At 69.4% G+C, this 17,305-nt stretch carries 19 protein-coding genes; 9 read left to right on the forward strand and 10 right to left on the reverse strand.

Annotation, left to right across the window (positions count from 1 at the left end; all coding sequences use genetic code 11):
- Positions 1 to 7: 7 nt before the first annotated feature.
- From HAV22_RS03430 to HAV22_RS03450, 5 genes are all read right to left on the reverse strand, one after another.
- Complete coding sequence (locus tag HAV22_RS03430; RefSeq protein ID WP_166856553.1) at positions 8 to 1,006, reverse strand: hypothetical protein; 999 nt, start codon at positions 1,004 to 1,006, stop codon at positions 8 to 10.
- Positions 1,003 to 2,037, reverse strand: coding sequence for a hypothetical protein (locus HAV22_RS03435; RefSeq protein WP_229421053.1), 1,035 nt, complete (start codon positions 2,035 to 2,037; stop codon positions 1,003 to 1,005). Before HAV22_RS03435 ends, HAV22_RS03430 begins: the two co-directional genes overlap by 4 nt.
- Positions 2,034 to 2,594 (reverse strand): hypothetical protein, encoded by a 561-nt coding sequence (locus HAV22_RS03440; RefSeq protein ID WP_166856555.1) that lies wholly within the window; start codon positions 2,592 to 2,594, stop codon positions 2,034 to 2,036. Before HAV22_RS03440 ends, HAV22_RS03435 begins: the two co-directional genes overlap by 4 nt.
- A complete protein-coding gene (locus HAV22_RS03445) occupies positions 2,587 to 3,846 on the reverse strand; it encodes a hypothetical protein (protein ID WP_166856557.1) in 1,260 nt (419 codons plus the stop codon). The genes HAV22_RS03440 and HAV22_RS03445 overlap by 8 nt, the downstream gene beginning before the upstream one ends.
- A 97-nt stretch (positions 3,847 to 3,943) precedes the next feature.
- The gene (locus HAV22_RS03450) at positions 3,944 to 7,027 is read right to left on the reverse strand and encodes a penicillin-binding transpeptidase domain-containing protein (protein WP_166856560.1); all 3,084 of its coding nucleotides are present in this window, start codon (positions 7,025 to 7,027) and stop codon (positions 3,944 to 3,946) included.
- A gap of 219 nt (positions 7,028 to 7,246) precedes the next feature.
- Here HAV22_RS03450 and HAV22_RS03455 point away from each other — a divergent pair, with 219 nt between their 5' ends.
- The 7 genes from HAV22_RS03455 to HAV22_RS03485 all read left to right on the forward strand — a co-directional run bounded on the left by HAV22_RS03455 (position 7,247) and on the right by HAV22_RS03485 (position 12,323).
- Positions 7,247 to 7,465, forward strand: coding sequence for a hypothetical protein (locus HAV22_RS03455; protein ID WP_166856562.1), 219 nt, complete (start codon positions 7,247 to 7,249; stop codon positions 7,463 to 7,465).
- A 162-nt stretch (positions 7,466 to 7,627) separates the two neighbouring features.
- Positions 7,628 to 8,179, forward strand: a complete 552-nt coding sequence (locus tag HAV22_RS03460) for a thrombospondin type 3 repeat-containing protein (RefSeq protein WP_166856564.1) — start codon at positions 7,628 to 7,630, stop codon at positions 8,177 to 8,179.
- A gap of 79 nt (positions 8,180 to 8,258) precedes the next feature.
- On the forward strand, positions 8,259 to 8,960 hold the full coding sequence (locus HAV22_RS03465) for a ribonuclease HI family protein (RefSeq protein ID WP_166856566.1): 702 nt from the start codon (positions 8,259 to 8,261) through the stop codon (positions 8,958 to 8,960).
- Positions 8,929 to 9,609, forward strand: a complete 681-nt coding sequence (locus HAV22_RS03470; protein ID WP_166856568.1) for an HD domain-containing protein — start codon at positions 8,929 to 8,931, stop codon at positions 9,607 to 9,609. The genes HAV22_RS03465 and HAV22_RS03470 overlap by 32 nt, the downstream gene beginning before the upstream one ends.
- A 68-nt stretch (positions 9,610 to 9,677) precedes the next feature.
- Positions 9,678 to 10,937, forward strand: a complete 1,260-nt coding sequence (locus HAV22_RS03475; RefSeq protein ID WP_166856570.1) for an MFS transporter — start codon at positions 9,678 to 9,680, stop codon at positions 10,935 to 10,937.
- The gene (locus HAV22_RS03480; protein ID WP_371869520.1) at positions 10,934 to 11,788 is read left to right on the forward strand and encodes an EamA family transporter; all 855 of its coding nucleotides are present in this window, start codon (positions 10,934 to 10,936) and stop codon (positions 11,786 to 11,788) included. Before HAV22_RS03475 ends, HAV22_RS03480 begins: the two co-directional genes overlap by 4 nt.
- Before the next feature lie 88 nt (positions 11,789 to 11,876).
- Positions 11,877 to 12,323, forward strand: coding sequence for a hypothetical protein (locus tag HAV22_RS03485; protein WP_166856572.1), 447 nt, complete (start codon positions 11,877 to 11,879; stop codon positions 12,321 to 12,323).
- Between the two features lie 28 nt (positions 12,324 to 12,351).
- Here HAV22_RS03485 and HAV22_RS03490 read toward each other — a convergent pair whose 3' ends face one another.
- The 5 genes from HAV22_RS03490 to HAV22_RS03510 form a co-directional block, all read right to left on the reverse strand.
- A complete protein-coding gene (locus HAV22_RS03490; RefSeq protein WP_166856574.1) occupies positions 12,352 to 12,921 on the reverse strand; it encodes a dihydrofolate reductase family protein in 570 nt (189 codons plus the stop codon).
- A 159-nt stretch (positions 12,922 to 13,080) separates the two neighbouring features.
- Positions 13,081 to 14,100, reverse strand: a complete 1,020-nt coding sequence (locus tag HAV22_RS03495; protein WP_166856576.1) for a hypothetical protein — start codon at positions 14,098 to 14,100, stop codon at positions 13,081 to 13,083.
- 68 nt (positions 14,101 to 14,168) lie between these two features.
- The gene (locus HAV22_RS03500; protein WP_166856578.1) at positions 14,169 to 14,702 is read right to left on the reverse strand and encodes a GNAT family N-acetyltransferase; all 534 of its coding nucleotides are present in this window, start codon (positions 14,700 to 14,702) and stop codon (positions 14,169 to 14,171) included.
- 80 nt (positions 14,703 to 14,782) lie between these two features.
- The gene (locus tag HAV22_RS03505; protein WP_166856580.1) at positions 14,783 to 15,013 is read right to left on the reverse strand and encodes a hypothetical protein; all 231 of its coding nucleotides are present in this window, start codon (positions 15,011 to 15,013) and stop codon (positions 14,783 to 14,785) included.
- The gene (locus HAV22_RS03510; protein WP_166856582.1) at positions 15,010 to 15,444 is read right to left on the reverse strand and encodes a hypothetical protein; all 435 of its coding nucleotides are present in this window, start codon (positions 15,442 to 15,444) and stop codon (positions 15,010 to 15,012) included. Before HAV22_RS03510 ends, HAV22_RS03505 begins: the two co-directional genes overlap by 4 nt.
- A gap of 355 nt (positions 15,445 to 15,799) precedes the next feature.
- Here HAV22_RS03510 and asd point away from each other — a divergent pair, with 355 nt between their 5' ends.
- Both asd and HAV22_RS03520 read left to right on the forward strand, forming a co-directional pair.
- Complete coding sequence (gene asd, locus HAV22_RS03515) at positions 15,800 to 16,651, forward strand: archaetidylserine decarboxylase (RefSeq protein WP_166856584.1); 852 nt, start codon at positions 15,800 to 15,802, stop codon at positions 16,649 to 16,651.
- 69 nt (positions 16,652 to 16,720) lie between these two features.
- Positions 16,721 to 17,302 carry a DUF7010 family protein gene (locus HAV22_RS03520; RefSeq protein ID WP_166856586.1) on the forward strand — a complete coding sequence of 194 codons (582 nt, stop codon included), beginning with the start codon at positions 16,721 to 16,723 and terminating at the stop codon, positions 17,300 to 17,302.
- Positions 17,303 to 17,305: the final 3 nt, after the last annotated feature.

A 17,305-nucleotide genomic window follows, 5' to 3' on the forward strand; every position in this document is an offset into this window, starting at 1 on the left:
GCCTACCTCAAATGATCCCGATCCGCTCGACGCAGGCGACACTCGCCCCACGCGCACGCACCTCGTCCACGAACCCGTCCGGCAACGCGGCCTGCCAAGCGTGTGGCAACACGATGCGGTCGCCCGGCCCGATCGCGCGCAGCAGCTGCGCACATTTCGGGACGATGCCCTCGACGGTGTCGACGTGCCCCGTGTGCCACCCGTCCGAACACCCCGTCGCGAACAGGCGCGCACGCGGCAGGAATTCTCGGCCGCGTGCAATGCGGTCGGCCAGCACGAGCGCCAGTTCGTACGAACGGCCCGCGAACGGGGCCTCGCTGAACTTCACCGTCGTGCGCCAGCGGCCCAAGGCCCGGCCGTCGAAATGACGTGCGCCGGCCAGCGCCTGGCGCACGGCCAGCTGGCGCGCCGCGTCCGCGCCCGGCACGGCGATCGTCTGTTCCTCGTCGCCAGGCGCCCCATCCGGCATGAGCGGATGCACGCTCACCTCGACCCAGCCGAGATCGTCGTCCGCGCCGGCGTGCAGCGGGAACCAGGCGCGCGCGCTGGACACGCGCGCGCCGGGGTCCGGATGGCCGTCCAGCTGCCCGAGGTGCGCCAAGCCGTCCGGCCCGCCCAGCAAGGCGTCCGGCGACGCATCCGCCACGTCGTGCCCGTCCACGCGTCCCAACTGCCAGGCGTCCGACCAGCCGTTGGCGACGACGTCGCCGCGCCCGTGCCATACGCCGCGCACGATGCGGTCGGCCAGCACGGCGGCCAGTTCCCAGTCGCGGCCGGCCGGCGTCCGGTCGACGCTCAGCACGACCTGGTCGCGGCTGTCCAGCGTCGCTTCCGTGTGTCTTGCGAGGCGCACCACCTGCTGCATGCGCTCGGCCAAGGAGGGGTTGCCCGGCACGGTGCACTTGACGTCCGCGCGGCCCGCGCGTTCGCGCCGCGTCGCCGTCACGGTGAGCAGCGTGCCGTCCGGCAGGCGGCTGCGGCAGATTGCCTGCTGCGGGGCCGTCATGCCGCCTCCTGCGCAACGCCGGCGGCACGCCGGCCGGCGCAATCCGCTTCGAGGTTCGCAACGATGCGCTCGGCCTCGTCGTACAGCGCGGACAGTTTGTCGTCGTCGGCGCCCTCGAGGCGGGCCAGCAGGGCCCACGCTTCGTCCAGCGCGGCCGCGGCGCGCCGGCTGTGGCGCATCCGGCGCAGTTGTTCGCCGGGCGCCAGAGGCTGGCCCGGCGCGGCCAGCACGAGCGCGGGCATCGTCGTAATCTCGACGGACACGCGGTCCAGGCGCTGCAACAAGGCCTGCTGGCGGCGGAACTGGTCCTGGCCGGACGGCAGCGCGCCGAGCCGCAGGCCGCACATGACGCACGGCAGTTCCAGGAACAGGCGGCGCAGTGCCTTCGCGTCCGCGAGCGCCGGCTCCACGGTTTCCACGGCGGCCGGCTGCGACGCCGCGCCCAACGTCCCGGCCGCACGGGCCGCCAATTGCGCCGCATAGTCGACGTCGTCCAGTTCGACCGGCACGCAATCGTCCACCGTGAGGCCGAAGCGCAGGTACAGCAACTGGTTCAGGCCCAGGCGGAACGCGTTCCACTCGTCGATGCCGCAGCACGGCGGCAGATCCAGCGCTCCGTGCGCGAGCGCCGCGCGCACGGCGTCCTGCACGGCGGCCGCGAGCAGGCCCACGTCGATGCGGCCGTCGCCTTCGGCGGCCAAATACAGGTCGAAGCGCTTGCCTGCCGGCGCCGGGTCGAGCGGGTCGATGGCGAACGTCGTGGAGAGGCCGATCTCCGGCGCCTGCGCATACGGGACGATCGTGATCGTGTACGGCCCAGGGTGAAAGGCCCAGGCCAGCTCACCCGGACGCAGCTCGACCTTGCGGCCGGCCGGCGTCGTGGCGCGGCGGGGACGGCCATCGCCATCGACGATGACGACGGGGCAGCCCGGCGGCGCCCCGCAGCCCGGCTGCAGCGGCACGGCGACGGCCGTGCTGCCCAGGGCGCAGGCGTCGGTGGCGGGCGCGGGGCGTTTAAAAAATCCCATCATGGCGTGCCGGTCTCCCCGGGTTCGACGCTGAAGCGGGCGCCGTGCGCCTGCAGGTGTTCGCCCGGTGCGGCCGCGAACGGCCAGGCCGCTTCGCATTCGCCGTCCGCGTCGAGACGGCCGGCCAGGATGTCGGTGCCGGCGCCGTCCAGCACGCGCAGCGGCGCGCGCGCGGCCAGCAGTGCGGGCGCGAACGGCGCTTGCGGCGCCAGTTGCAGCACGGTGCGCCAGCCGGTACCCGCTGCGACGAAGTGCAGCGTCCACCAGCCGTCTTCCGTGACGACGGCGTCGAGCGCTCCGCTGCTGGCGGCGCGCAGCACGCCACGGCTGCCGCGCCAGGCGGCCGATGCGGCGCGCCGCTCCAGCGCCAGGTGACGCAGTCGGCGCACGGTCAGTGGCGACGCCTGCAGTGCGGCCCGTTCGCCCGCCGTCAGCGGCCGGCTGCCTTCCAGGGCGGCGGCCAGCGTGGCGTCGTCCAGCATCAGCCGGTCGCCCGGCTTGCGGTCCTGCAGCAATCGGGCTTCCTGCAGCCGTCGGAACGTCGTGTCGTCGCTATGCATCGCTTCCTCGCTTGTCATCAAAGGCGGCGCCAAGCCGCGCAATGGCCGCGTCGCGCCGGCGGCGGAACGTCGGTAAAGAGACTTCGGCCAGCGCCGCCAGTTGCTGCATCGTCGGCAGCGCGCAGGTGGCCGGGTCGCGCCAGGCGTCCGGATACGTGTCGTCGTCCTGCCCGAGCAGCCGCGCATACACGGCCAGCCGCACGGGCAACCCGTCCGCCGCCAGCAGGCGCGCAACTTGACCGTCCGCCGGCTCGGCCACCGCCGCTTCCCTTGCATAGCCGGGGGGCAGTGAAACAGCCAGCGCCAGTGCTTCCAGCCGCGGGTCGTCCCACGCGTCGGGGGGCGAGGCATCCATTTCCGGTGCCTCGGCGTCGAGGGCGTCCTCGCGCGCTTCCAGGATGCGGTCCGGGCCCGGCGTCGCGGCCCCTTCCGAGTCCTGCAGCACGCGCCAGTAATCCTCGACCCAGGCCGACGCGTCATCCCGGTCCTGCAGCCAGTCTTCGTCGCGGTTGCCGGACAGTTGTTCGTAGTCGCCGATCTCGCGCAGCATCGCACCGATCTTGTCCGGACTGTCCTTCAGGCCCGCGAAACGTTTCGACCGCGTGTGCAGCGGGCCCGGGCCACCGCCGAACGACTCGAGCGAAGCGCTCCAGCGCAGGATCCACTCGGGGCGGCAATCGGCGATCGTGCGCAACTGGCGCACTTCGATGGGTGCAGCGCCGTCGTCGATGGCGCGTCCGAGGATCGCCCCGACCTGCTCCCGGTGCGCGCGCCAGTTGCCGAACAGGCGGGCCACGTCGTGGTACGCGGTGTCCAGCATGCGGTAGGCGTAGATGCGGTTCGGGCTGCACGGGCGGCCGCAGGCGGCCTGGTAATTGTCGGCGTCGACGCGGTCGCGCAGCACGGCGTACATATCGTTCACCTTCTTGCGCAACAGCGCGTCGCCCGCGGACTCCGTGGCGACGGCGGCGCACATGGCGTCCCAGTCGACCGGCCGCGCGCGCAATTCCACGACAAGGGCCACGGCCAGATCGTACACGGTGTCGCCGTAGCCATTGCCGGCCGCGCGGGCGCGCGCGCCGTGCCTCTGCGCGAGCAACAAGGCGGCCATGCGGTCGACGTAGTCTTCCAGGGCGTCGGGACCGGGGCGCAAGGCATCGGCGCCGCGCAGCGCGGCGAGCGAGCACTGTCCCAGCAGCTTGCGCACTTCCTCCCACCCCGGTTCCTGGTACCGGGTTCCCGGCAAACGCATAAATCCTCTTCGATGGTCGGTCCACAATGGCAGGACCGTAACAGATCATGCCATAGAAACACATCGAGAAGGCGCGCAGCTGAGTGGCAATCACCCCTCAATTCGATGCGTAGCCCAGGCCGCGCCGGGCGACCGCCTCCAGCACGGCGGCGGCAACCGGGGCTGCATGCTCGCCGCCCGTCGCTTCCGAACGGCTGACGAAGACGGCGACCGCCAGCCGGTGGTCCTGCCCCGGCACGCTGTGCGGCTCCAGCCAGCCCGTGAACCAGACGGTGGCCTGCGTGCCGTCGCCGGTCGGCGCCGTCCCCGTCTTGCCGGACAGGCCGCGCCGGACGCCTGCCAGCGCCGGTGCGCGGAACGCGGCCGACGCCGTGCCGACGTCGACGACGCCCTTCATGCCGGCGCGGATGCGGTCCAGGCGCACGTCCAGCGCCGGCCCCGCTGACGGCGCGGCCGCCCTGCCGTCCAGCTGCGCCAGCAGGTGCGGGGCGATCACGCGGCCCTGGCCGACGGCGCCCGCCACGAGCGCCATCTGCAGCGGCGTCGCCTGCATGCGCAGGCCGATCGCCATCTGGCGCAGTTCGTGGCGCGTGTGGACAGGGTCGATGCCGGCGGGCGTGGCTTGCAGCGCGTCCCACGTGGACCACGGATAATCCGCCGGCAGCAGCCCCCCGTCGAGCCGCAGCGCCGTGCCGAAGCCGAGCCGGCGCGCCATCGCGACGATGGGGCGCACGGCATCGAGCGCGCCCGGCTCCAGTGGCTGCAGGTCCGGCACGCCGCCGTCCGGCCGGCCGAGAAGGCTCTTGTCGGACAGCTCCCCGGTCCACGCGAACCACGTGTTCAAGCTGTACGTCAGCGCTTGCGCGAGGCCCAGGCGGCCGTCCTGCGCGCGCCGGTCCAGGCCCTGGTCGCGGAAATTCGTGATGCGGGCGCGCCCGTCGACAGGATACGTTGCCGCGTCGGTGCGGAATGCGAAGCCGCGCGCCGCGGCCTGCGCATTGATGGCCGCGAGCGGCAAGCCGTCCAGCAAGGCATCGAGCTCGCGGTTGGCCTGCGCCGCCCGTTCCAGGCCGAGGGCGCTGACGATCTTGAACGTCGATCCCGGTGCCCGTTCCGCGCCGCCGTCGTGCTGCAAGGCCGGGAGGCGCAACGGGCTCGCGGCCGGGTCGATGCGGTCGGCGTCGCGCGCCTCGCGCCAGTTGTCCGTATCGACGGCGGGCATGCCCGCGCCGGCCGCCGCGAGGATGGCACCGGTCTCCGTGTCGAGCAGCACGACGCCGGCCTGGCGCCCGCCCGGCGGCGCCGCGCCGCCGCTGCACGCGCTGCCGTCCCAGTGGCCGCGGCGCATGGCGATGCAGTCGAGTGCGGCCTGCGCCGTCGCTTGCAGGCCGAGGTCCAACGTCAGCCGCGCCGCGTGGCCGGTGCCCGGCAGCCGGCCCAGCATCGCGGCCACGCTGCCGGCCTGGTTCGCGCGCACGCCCAGCAACGTGGCGAGACCGGCCGCACGCGCCGCGTCCGTCGGCGCGCCGTCGCGCCACAGCGGTATGCCGGTGCGGTCGGCCAGCACGACGTCGGCCAGCGGCGCCGCCGGCCGCGTCGTGGACGGGCCCAATGCCTGCCACGCGAGCCGGCCGTCGCGCACGACGAGGTGGCGGTAGCGCGCGTCGCCCGGCGTCGCCAGTGCGTCGGTGCTCAGCGGCGCCGCGTCCAGCACGATCTCCGGCGCGGCGCGGTCGGGCAGCAGCTCGAGTAGCTGCACCTCGTCCGCGGCGCGGCATGCGCGGCCATCGCAGGCGGGCTGCGGTGCGCGGACGAGCTGCGCGCCGCTCACGTGCTTCACACGTCCCGCGACCATGAGTTTGATAGTGCTCCCGTCCCGCAGCGGCGCGGCGAGCCGCAAGTGCAGTCGCGCGGCGGCGCCGGCATCCGGCCACGCGCCGATGCGCTGCCACGGCGCCCAGCCCTGCGGCAGGCCGGCGAACAGCCGGGCGCCGGCGGGCGGCATGTCGTCCACGAGCGGCAGGGGCGCGGTGGCGCCGTCGAGCAGCGCCTCGGCGCGCCATGTGCCCGCGATGCCCGCGATGCCTGCGCCGACGCGCCACGCGAGCAGCCGGCGCTCGGCATTGAAGACGCGCACCTGCTCGCGCACGAAATCGCCGTCGGCGCGACGATACAGGCGTTCGAGCAGGCGCAGCGCATCGCCGTCGAGCACGACGCCATCCCACGGCGTCTTGCCGGCCGCGCGCCACGCGGCGAGGTCCGGCGGGGCCAGCTCGGCCAGGCCATTCGCGCCCAGGCGCACGAGGCCCCGGGCCTGCAACTGGCCGAACAGCTGCTCGTCTTCCAGCGCGGGCGCCGCGGCGGCCGGCACGCGGTAGTCGCCGGGCGCCAACGACGCCTCGACGCTCGGGCCCTGCGCCGGCAGCGCGACCACGAGCGCGCGCGCCGCGGGCGCGGGCCGGTACAGCTGCACCGCGAGCGCACCCGCGGCCGGACACGCGGCAGCCGGCCTGCGCACGAGGCGCAGCGCACCGCCGTGCCACGTCAGCCAGCCCTCACCGCGCAGCGCGGCCGCGCCTTCATTACGCGCAGCTTGCGGCGCGGCCGCGGACGTCCAGCGCGCCTCGCCCTCCCAGCGCACGCCGAGGTCCGACGCGACCCGGCCGTCGATGCGGACGCGCGGCATCGCCTGCTCGGCCAGCAATACGTTGCGCGGCGCGTCCAGGCGCGCCACGTCGGCGAACGTCCAGCCGATGCGCAGCGGCAGCAGCCGGTCGGGCCGCGCGCGGTCCGCGAGCTGGTCGCACAAGTCGATGTGGTGCACGGGGCCGGCGCGCAAGCCCGACAGCACGAGCACGGCCGCGTCGCCCTGCGTGACCACGGTCGCGCCGGGCGTCTCCGGCACCGAGAACGCGAGGCCCGGCACGACCGCCTGCAGGCGCGCGGCGCCGTCGCCTGCCGGCACGTCGACATCAGCAACAAGCCAGCGCGCGTGCACGACGATGAGCGCGGCGCCTGCGCCGGCCAGCAGCGCGCAGCCGGCCGTCAGCCAGCGCAGCGGCGCGCGCGCGCGCGCGCGCGCGGGCGCGGACGGCCGCGTGCGCGTGCCGGCCCGCAGGTTGCGCGCGCGCCGCAGGCGCGTCCGGTTGGCCGCAACGGCCTCGACGAGCACTCCGATCATCCTGTCCTCTGTGCGTGGGAGTCCTTGGGGTTTCCTTGCCCGCCTAGCGGGGGGCGGCGGAAAGCGTGCGTGCGCCGGTCGCGGTTTTACGCGCTTCGTCCCGCGTTTTGCGCGGTCCGTCGCACGCCGGTGGAGACGTGCGCGGGCCGCGACTACAGTACACACATCGACGAACGCTTCACGGTGAAGCAGTCAGGACACCCACCCGAGGAGAACATCATGAACGTCATCAAGCACATGGAAGCCGCCTTCCTGGTCGCACTGAGCCTGGCCGCCGTCTCGAGCGTCGCCGTCGACCGCATGCAGCCCGCCCAGGCCGCGACCCAAGCCGTCGCCATCACGGCCGGCATCCCCGTCGTGCACGTCACCGCCAAGCGCCTGACGCCGGCCGAGAAACAGCAGATGCTGGCGCTGGAGCGCGTGCGGAGCCGCGCATGATGCGGCGCGGACGGCTGCACGCGTGCAGCCGTCCAAGCGTCGACATCCGCGTCATTTCTCGACGTAATCTGTTTCAGATGTAAGGATCTGCTTCAACTGCTGAATCCGCGCCGTGCCCGCGCTATATTGGTCCCATCCGCAGCCCGGATTTTGGAGACCGACATGAAACACCTCGCCCTTGCCGCTTTGATCGCCCTCGGCGCTGCCGCCCCCCTGCCTTCCATGGCTTACAGCAACGTCAGCGTGGTCATCAGGACCGCGCCGCCGGCCCCGCTGTACGAACGCGTTCCACCGCCCCGCTACGGCTACGTGTGGGCGCCTGGCCACTGGGAATGGAATGGTTATCGCCACGTGTGGGCACCCGGCTTCTGGATGGCCGAGCGCCCGGGCTTCGTCTACCGCGCCCCTGCCTGGTACCAGGGCAACGGCGGCTGGTATCTGCAGCCCGCCGCCTGGACGCCGTACGGCCCGGCACGCTATGAACGCCAGTACGAGCGGGACGGGTATCGCGAGCGCCAGTACGAGCGCGGATATGGCGACCGTCCGTATTACCGCGACCGCGACCGAGACGGCATCCCCGACCGCTACGAGCACGGCCACCGGCGCTGGGACGAAGACCGCGACGGCATCCCGAACCGCTACGACCGCGATCGCGACGGCGACGGCGTACCGAACCGGTGGGATCACAGGCCGGACAATCCGTACCGCCGCTAATCCATGACGACAGCGCCGCGCCCCGGCGCTGTTTTTCCTTGTGGCCACAACGCCAGCCAAAAGCGGGTATCCTGACGGCATGAACGACTTCCCCGACCTGGACCGGATCGCCTACAAGGCCGAGCGCGCCGCCAGCCGCCGCCTCGTGCGCAGCGAAGGGCTGTCCGCTGCCGACGCGCTGCGCCGCACCCTGGCGCTGGCGGCCGGCGCGCAGGGACTCGACGCGCTCGTCGCCGCTCGTTCCGGCCAACTGGCCGCGCAAGCGGCACGCGACCTGGCCAGGGCCGCCGAGAAAGCGGCGGCCAACGCGCGCCGCGCCGCCCGCCACGACGGCCAGCCCAGCGCCTGGCGCGGCTGGTTCGACGGCTCCGCGCGGCCGAATCCGGGCCGTTGCGGCATCGGCGCGCTGCTCAGCGGGCCGGACGGCGTGCGGGTCGAAGTCGCCCAGCCGGCCGGCCATGGCAACAGCAGCGAGGCGGAATACCGCGCGCTGATCGCCGTGCTCGAAGCGGCCGTCACGCACGGCGCGCACGACCTCACGCTGTACGGCGACAGCCGCGTCGTCATCGACGACGTCAACGGCCCCGACCTGTACGCCGCACCGGCGCTCGCGCCCTACCGCGCCCGCGTGCTGGCGCTGCTCGCCGCCCTGCCGGACGTGCGCTTACGCTGGGTGCCGCGTCACAAAAATACCGAAGCCGATGCGCTGTCGCAGCGCGCGCTCGGCGCCCTCCCTCTCGACCACAACGATGCAAGCAACGACACGACCACTGCCTCCTGAACTGGACGCCTGGCGTCACCGCCTGGCCGCACTTGCCGCCGCCGCGCTGGCCGAACAAGGCCCCGACGGCGCCCACGACCTGACCCACTTCGAACGCGTGTGGCGCAATGCCCAGGCGCTGCTCGCACACTATCCGCAGGCGGACGCGCTCGTCGTGCTGGCGGCATGCTATCTGCACGACCTCGTCAATGTGCCCAAGGACGATCCGCGCCGCAGCAGCGCGTCGCGCCTGTCGGCCGGGCTGGCACGCGAACGGCTGGCCGCGCTCGGGTTCCGCGCGGACAAGCTGGCCGGCGTCGCGCACGCCATCGAGGCGCACAGCTTTTCCGCCGCCGTGCCCGCGACCACGCTGGAAGCGCGCATCGTCCAGGACGCCGACCGTCTCGACGGCCTCGGTGCCGTGGGCCTTGCCCGCATGTTCTACATCGCGGGCCGCATGGGCAGCGCCCTCGCGCACGGCGCCGACCCGCTCGCGCGCGGGCGCCCGCTGGACGACAAGGCGTATGCGCTCGACCACATCGACACCAAGCTCGCGCGCCTTCCCGGCATGATGCAGACGGACGCCGGACGCGCGCTGGCGGAGCGGCGGCTCGCCATGCTGACGGAGTTCCGCGCCGCGTTCGCCGCCGAGTGGACCGGGAAGGACTAAAGGCGTCACTGTTGTCATCACGGCACTAGTGCTACCATAGAAGTTTTCCGCCTCTTCACGGGAAACCCATGACCACGAGTGCCACGCTTGCAAAACCCCGGTCCGGCAACCTGAATTTCGTCCTGATCAGCGTCTTCGTCGACATGCTCGGCATCGGCCTGATCGTGCCCGTGCTGCCGGGCCTCGTGGGAGAATTCGTCACCGACCCCGGACAGCAGGCCCACTGGTACAGCCTGTTGAGCGCCACGTTCGGCCTGATGCAATTCCTGTTCATGCCGATGGTCGGGGCGATCTCCGACCGCATCGGCCGCCGCCCCGTGCTGCTGTATTCGATGGCCGGCATGTGCATCAACTTCCTCGCGACGGCCTGGGCCCCGAACCTTGCCTGCCTGTTCATCGGCCGCGTGGTGGGCGGAGCGTCGTCGGCCAGCATGTCGGTGGCGGCGGCGTATGCATCCGACGTGTCGACGCCGGAGAACCGCGCGAAAAGCTTCGGCAAGATAGGCGCGGCGTTCGGCTTCGGCTTCGTGTGCGGCCCCGTCCTCGGCGGCCTGCTGGGCAATGTGGGCCTGCACCTGCCGTTCTACGTGGCGGGCGCGCTGTCCGCCGCGAACTTCGTGTACGGCTACGTCGCCGTGCCGGAATCGCTGCCGCGCGAGCGCCGCACGCCGTTCAAGTGGGACCGCGTGAACCCGTTCGGCGCGCTGCTGCGCCTGGCCGGGCGGCGCGACATCCGCGGCCTCATCGTCGTCTACATGCTCGTGTCGTTCGCCCAGATGATGCTGCAGACGACGTGGGTGCTGTTCACGACGTTCCGCTTCGGCTGGACGCCGCGCGACAACGGCATCGCCCTGTTCTGCGTGGGCGTGTGCTCGATCGTCGTGCAGGCCGGGCTGCTCCCGCGGCTGATCAAGCGCTTCGGCGAAGTGCGGCTGTCGCTGATCGGCGTCGCGTCCGGCGCCGTGACCTATCTCCTGTACGCGCTCGCGACGCACGGCTGGATGATGTACGTTTTCATCCTGTGCAACCTGCTGTCGTTCGCGGCCGGTCCGGCGCTGCAGGGCATCCTGTCCAAAGCGTCGTCCAGCCGCGAACAGGGCGAGCTGATGGGCTCGCTGCAATCGGCCAGCAGCATCGGCTTCGTCATCATGCCCATGATCGGCGGGGAGCTGTTGCGCGCCACGAGCCACGTGCCCCCGCTGGACTGGCGCGTGGGCGGGCCGTTCTTCGTGTGCGCCGCGATGCAGGCCACCGCCCTGGTCGTCGCCCACCGCTACTTCCGCAACCACGGCATCCCGGAGACGGCACCCGCCGCCGAACAGGCGTGACACCCGGCACCGCCATCGCGCCGCCCGTACTGCTCGCGGTGCTGGGCGGCGCGCTACTGCACGCGAGCTGGAACGCCATGCTGAAACGGCGCGGCGAACCGCTGCTCGCGGCCGTCCTCGTCATGGCCGGCTCGGCCTGCGTGGCCATCGTGCTGTTGCCCTTCCTGCCCGCGCCCGCGCGGGCCAGCTGGGGCTATATCGCCGCATCCAGCGCCGTCCAGACGATCTATTACCTGCTGCTCATCGCGACCTACCGCGACGGTGACGTCAGCCACGCCTACCCGCTGATGCGCGGCTGCGCGCCCCTCGTCGTGGCACTGGCGAGCGGCCCATTGACGGGCGACCGGCTCTCCCCCGGCCAGTGGAGCGGCATGCTGCTGATCTGCGGCGGCGTGCTGGGGCAGTGGCTCGCCACGCCATCCGCCGGCGCACGCCGCACGACCGGCTTCGCGCTGCTGACCGCAGGCGTCATCGCGGCTTATACGCTGATCGACGGCCAGGGCGTGCGCCGTTCCGGCGCGCCGGCCGCCTACACGTTGTGGATCTTCCTGCTGACCGGGGCCGCCGTCTGCGCCTGCACCGTGCCCGGCCGCGTGCGGACGCTGGCCGGGTTCGCGCGCGCGCGCCCGCTCGTGGCGCCCCTCGGCGGGCTCGCCTCGGTCGGCTCGTATGGCATCGCGCTGTGGGCGATGACGCGGGCACCGGTCGCCGCGGTCGCCGCGCTGCGCGAGACGTCGATCCTGTTCGCGACGGCCATTGCCGCTTTCGTGCTGCGCGAACGGATCGGGCCCGCGCGCATCGCGGCCGTCGTGCTGATCGCCTGCGGCGCCGCCGCGATGCGGCTCGCATGATGCGACTCCCTGAACTGCTAGTGTCGTTTGATTTTTATCAAAGCTAGATTAGGAAGTTCCTACATTTCGCTCACTGCCGAGGCCGATCATGGCGAACAAACCGTTCTCGTTCTTTCCGTTGCCGTGGTCCGGCCCCGTCACCCAGGACTTGCTGGACCACTGGTTCTCGCCGGCCGTCACCTACAATTTCGCCGGCGATGCCACGATCGAGAAACAGGTCGTCGAAAGTGTGGCCAGCTACGGCCGGCAGATCGGCTGGCTCAACGAGGTCGTGCTGGCACTGGCCGGCGGCAAGACGCCGTCAACTGCCACGGTCGAGCGCATGCGGCAGGCAGCGGAACAGGTCGAGGCGTTGAAGGCCATCCACGCATCGAGCGCCTTCGCCGACGCGACGGATGCGCTCGCACGGCTGAAGAAGGAGTCGCCGCGCAGCTACGATCAGTTGCTGCTTACCCTGATCGAGCGGCGGGGCGGCGAGTCGGACCCGGCAGCGGCGTCGCCGGAAGCACGCGATCTGTCCGTCACCAGGACGTGAGCGGCGCACGGGTGAAGGCCCGCCCCGCTCAGCGACGAACGCGATAGCGGATGTGCGTGGCATCAGGCGTGTCGATCACGCGAACGATCTCCAGTTCGATCCGCGCAGGCAACACCTCGAATAACCGCCGCCCGCCACCGAACAGCACCGGGATCCGATGGATCTGCAACTCGTCCAGCGCGCCGGTCTCGAGTGCCCGTTGCGCCGTGTACGCGCCGAGCACCAGCACGTTCAGGTCGCCGGCGGCGGCCTTCGCACGCGCCATCGCGTTCTCGATGCCGTCGCGCACATACGTGACCAACGGATAGTTCGCGACGGATGGGCCGGGCGGCCGGTGGCTGGGCATGAAGATCGGGACACCGTGATTGTCGCCGCCCCAGTGATCGATTTGCTCCACGGTCCGCCGCCCCGCCAATATCGAACCAGGCGTGTTCCATTCGTCCCATAGTTCGCCGACGGCCCCGGACGGCCGCGAGAAATCCCCATACCACTCGTGCAGCCGGTCGAAGGCATCGCCGCCGGGATTGCCGACTTCGTCGTTCGGGCCAGCAATATAGCCGTCGAGCGACATTGACATGAACAGTACCGATGCGGCCATTTGACTCTCCTCCGGTCATGAAAAATGGTGCTGGCTCTTTACGACGGGCGAGGCGCAGCGGAATCGACATGATCGCTTCGGCTTTTTTATGGAGGTTGCAGACCTACCGGAACTTCTATAGCTGTCCGCACAGCGGAATGTCGAAGGGGCACAGGATCTTCATTGTTTACCAAGCGTCGTATGGCGTACACCACCGGCCCGCTTGAGTATCTCCTGGACATCCTGACGATTTTCGAAAATGGCGACGTCGAGCGGGGTGTGGTGTTCCTTCTCGTTGACGGGAAATCCGGCCTTCAACGCGGCCTCGATCACGCCAGCAGAACTCCGCCGGACAAGGATTTCCAGCAACGGCGCGCCCGTCTTGTAAGTGCAGCGCGTATCCACCCGTCCCATCAATGCGGTCATTGCTGCGTCGATGGCCGCGTCCGGATTCTCGAAATCGCGTACACGTCCTGTGCGATCGGGCGACGGCAGATCCAGCAGCTCGTTTGCCGCCTGACACATGGCTTCACTGGTGCCACCGTGTGCGAGCAATTCGTTAGCCTGCTGCAGCGTCGCGCTCCGCGCCCGTGCAGGAACAGGTACCGGCTCTCCAACGGCGGGCAGCGCCTTCAGATCCTCTTCCAGCTTGGCCGCCCACAGTGGGACCATCTTGGTCGTGTGACAATGTCCACCGCAGAGTACTTGTTTGAGCGGGGCCAGTAGTTCGGTATGTATCTCGCAGAAATCAGCACCCGACAGCCAATACTGTTTCGCCTTGCCGTTCACGTAGACACTAACCACGGCATGCGCGACTTCCGCTGAACAGGCGGAACTATCCGTGATCTGGAACGAGGCATGGCGCGTCGGACCATCACGGCGCGCGTATTGCGCGACGATCTTGCGCGCCGCGTCCGCGTCCACTGCGCGCATGTCGACGGATGAGTAGTCGCGGTCGCGCAGCAGCCAGGCGTGCTCGCCATCGATGAACAGGCCGAAGCGCGTGCCCAGGTCGTGTTGCACGAACACCGCCTCATCCACCCGTGCGAGCGGCACCTGCTGCAGGAAGTACCGCATTTGCCAGCCGCGTTGGTCGATTGTTTCATAGAGATTGAAGGTATCGTTCCAGCCCGGCCGGATCGGCGGCGCGTCTGCCCGCTGCGCTGCAAACGTCAGGTCCCAGCCGGCAGGCACGTCCATGGCCCGCGTCGTACCGGCCAGGCATCCCAATGCAGCCAGCAGCCATACTCCCCAACCGCAGGTGCGCCTCATCTCGTTTTCTCTCCTCCCCGCTCACGCGTATACACGCCGGCGGCTTTGCCATATATCTCGGTGTCCGCTTCATAAGCGAGGCCGAGGCGCTTGGCCACGCGCAGCGACGATTCGTTGGCTGCAGCGATCAGCGCACGGACTTTCGGTTCGCACCGGATCTCGAGCGCATGATGCAGGACGGCAGCGGCCGCTTCGTTGGCGAATCCCTGGCCCCAAAACGCACGATAGGTATTCCAGCCAAGCTCCATCACAGGGGATTCCTCGCGAAAGAACGCGCCCACGTTCCCGACGAGTTGCCCAGTTTCCTTTTCCTCGACAGCCCACCAGCCCGCACCGTAGATGAGCCATTGTCCCGCTTGTGAACAGAAAATTCGCCACGCCGCATGATGATCAGCCGATGCCAGGTGGGCCGAGCTGACGGGGTCGGCTAAATGTGCCGCGAACTGGGCAAAGTCCTCCCGCCGATATTCGCGAAGCAGAAGGCGTTCCGTGTGGAGGTAGGGAACAGACGTGGTGAATTCGCTATTCATGCGTTGGATTCCGTGTGCTGGTGCCAGAGAAATTCTCCATCATCTTCTGTTCGGGAAGTGGCACGAATGAATTCGGCGCATCAAGAACGGCTTCTGGCCGGCTCCCATTGCGGACATCCCGTACGCTGATCGCCGTCCTTAACGGCTTGGATATCGACGGACACTTCGGCATACTGATCTCTTTTGATGATCCTGTACGTGAACCGCCCTTCGCCTAATGGCTGTTCTCCGACATAGTCTTCAGGTTGAAGATGAATTTTTTTCCCAGCCATTACAAGTTGCAGGTCGGCGTAACGGTATGCGGCTTTCATGTGTCGATATCCAGTGATCCCACCAGCTCTACCAGCGCCAGCACGACCGCCGACACGAGGAACATCCGCACACCGGTACCGCACACATTGACGACGGAATCAGGTGTATCGACGACAAAATGAAAGGCGATTTCAAATAGGAACGAACCGGCCATGCTCGAAAATAACAATGCATAGCCGAGATGCCATCTGCGCAGCGCGATCAACGCAGCAGCAAGAGGCGGTATCGCGATCACTACCACGGATATGAAAACGTTCTGCACGAAGGTGGTGGGAACCTCGGCATGAAGATGGCTCCATCCATGGAGGCTGCTCGCGCATACGTGCACGGCGACCGACAGATAGGCAGTCCAGCTAGGTGGCGCAACTGTCCCCGTTACACCCCGGTTTGCGACTGGCGATGCGCTCAAGCCGACCAACTGAGCCAGCATAGCATCTTGTCGCTTTGGAATTGTCACGAACCGTCACGGACGGCAAGATTCGAACAGAGCCACTCATCAGTCGAGATTGCGACTCATATCGTCCTGGCAGCCATCGCTGGCGCCGTGGCGCGCCGTACTGCGCGTGCCGCGCGGGAACTGGCGTGCTCATCCCTCCCATGTCAGAATGGCAAAAATGGCACAGGCGCCATTGTTCCGATGATCGCGGACGGTTCGTTGCCGCAGAGGAAACACACGAAGCGTGGAAATTTTGGCAGTTTTTCCAAAGAAAAAATGCTTTTTGGCAAAACCATTTCCACGTTTGCTCGTGCCGCTATAATTGCGCGTCTTTCTATCGAGGTTCACCGTGTCCGATCGCCTTAAAGTCCTGCCCCAGTACCTGCTGCCGAAGCGGCGCCTGACGACCTTCGCCGGCCGCGTGGCCGGTGCCAAGGGCGGCACGATCACGACGCGCCTGATCCGCTGGTTCGTCGCGAAATACGGCGTCAACATGGCGGAGGCCGAAAACGCCGACATCGCGAGCTACAAGAGCTTCAACGACTTCTTCACGCGCCCCCTGAAAGCCGGCGCACGCCCGCTGGCCGACGCCGACTTCGTCTGCCCCGTCGACGGCGCCATCAGCCAGTTCGGCGCCATCGACGACCACCACATCCTGCAGGCGAAGGGCCACCGCTTCACGACGACGGAGCTGATCGGCGGCGACGCCGCGCTGGCCGCGCAATTCCGGCACGGCTGCTTCGCGAACCTGTACCTGTCGCCGAAGGACTACCACCGGCTGCATATGCCGTGCGACGGCAAGCTCACGCGGATGATCTACGTGCCGGGCGCCCTGTTCTCCGTCAACCCGACGACGGCGCGCGGCGTGCCGAACCTGTTCGCGCGCAACGAGCGCGTCGTCTGCGTGTTCGACTCCGCGGAGCACGGGACGTTCGTGATGGTGCTCGTCGGCGCGACGATCGTCGGCAGCATGGCGACCGTCTGGCATGGCGTCGTCAATCCGCCCCGCCTGGAAAAAGTGACGGAATGGACGTACGCCGACCGCGACATCGTCCTCAAGAAAGGCGAGGAAATGGGGCGCTTCCTGCTCGGCTCGACGATCGTCATGCTGTTCCGCCCCGGCACGATCCGCTTCAACCCGGACTGGGCGCCGGAGCGCTCGGTACGCCTGGGCGAGATGATGGGCAACCGGCCGGCCTGACGCATCAAGAAGATATTGTACTGACAAGTATTTCGTGGCAGCATGGCGTTTCCTTTCACGGAGGCAACCATGCCAGACACCGCATCCTCCACATCGCCGACAATCGCCGCCGCGCAGCAGGACATGCGCACTGCCTACCTGGGCGGCGCGCCCGGCCTGTTCGTGTCGGGCTCCGTCTGGGTCATCGCGGGCGTCGTCTGCCTGATGCGCTCGCCGCAAGCGGCCGTCTGGGCGCTGTACATCGGCGGCGCGCTGATCCATCCGGTCGCCGGCCTGCTGACCCGGCTGCTGGGGAGCCCGGGCCGTCACGCGACCGGCAACCCGCTCGGCATGCTGGCGTTCGCGACGACCATCTGGATGATCATGATGCTGGCCCTCGCCTACGGGATTTCCCAGTGGCGCATCGAGCTGTTCTTCCCCGCCATGCTGTTCGTGATCGGCGGGCGCTACCTGACGTTCGCAACGCTGTTCGGCAAAAAGCTGTTCTGGGTATGCTGCGCCGCGCTCGGGCTGGCCGGGTATGTGCTCGCGACGCGCCATGCGGCACCGGTCGTCGGCGCGTTCACCGGAGGCGCCATCGAAATCGCGTTCGGCTGCATCCTGGCGGCCGGCCAGCGCGGCGTCAAGGACGCGGCGCCTGCCTCCGCCTGACCG

It is taken from the genome of Telluria antibiotica (assembly GCF_011682055.1).
Classification (GTDB): Bacteria; Pseudomonadota; Gammaproteobacteria; order Burkholderiales; family Burkholderiaceae_D; genus Telluria; species Telluria antibiotica.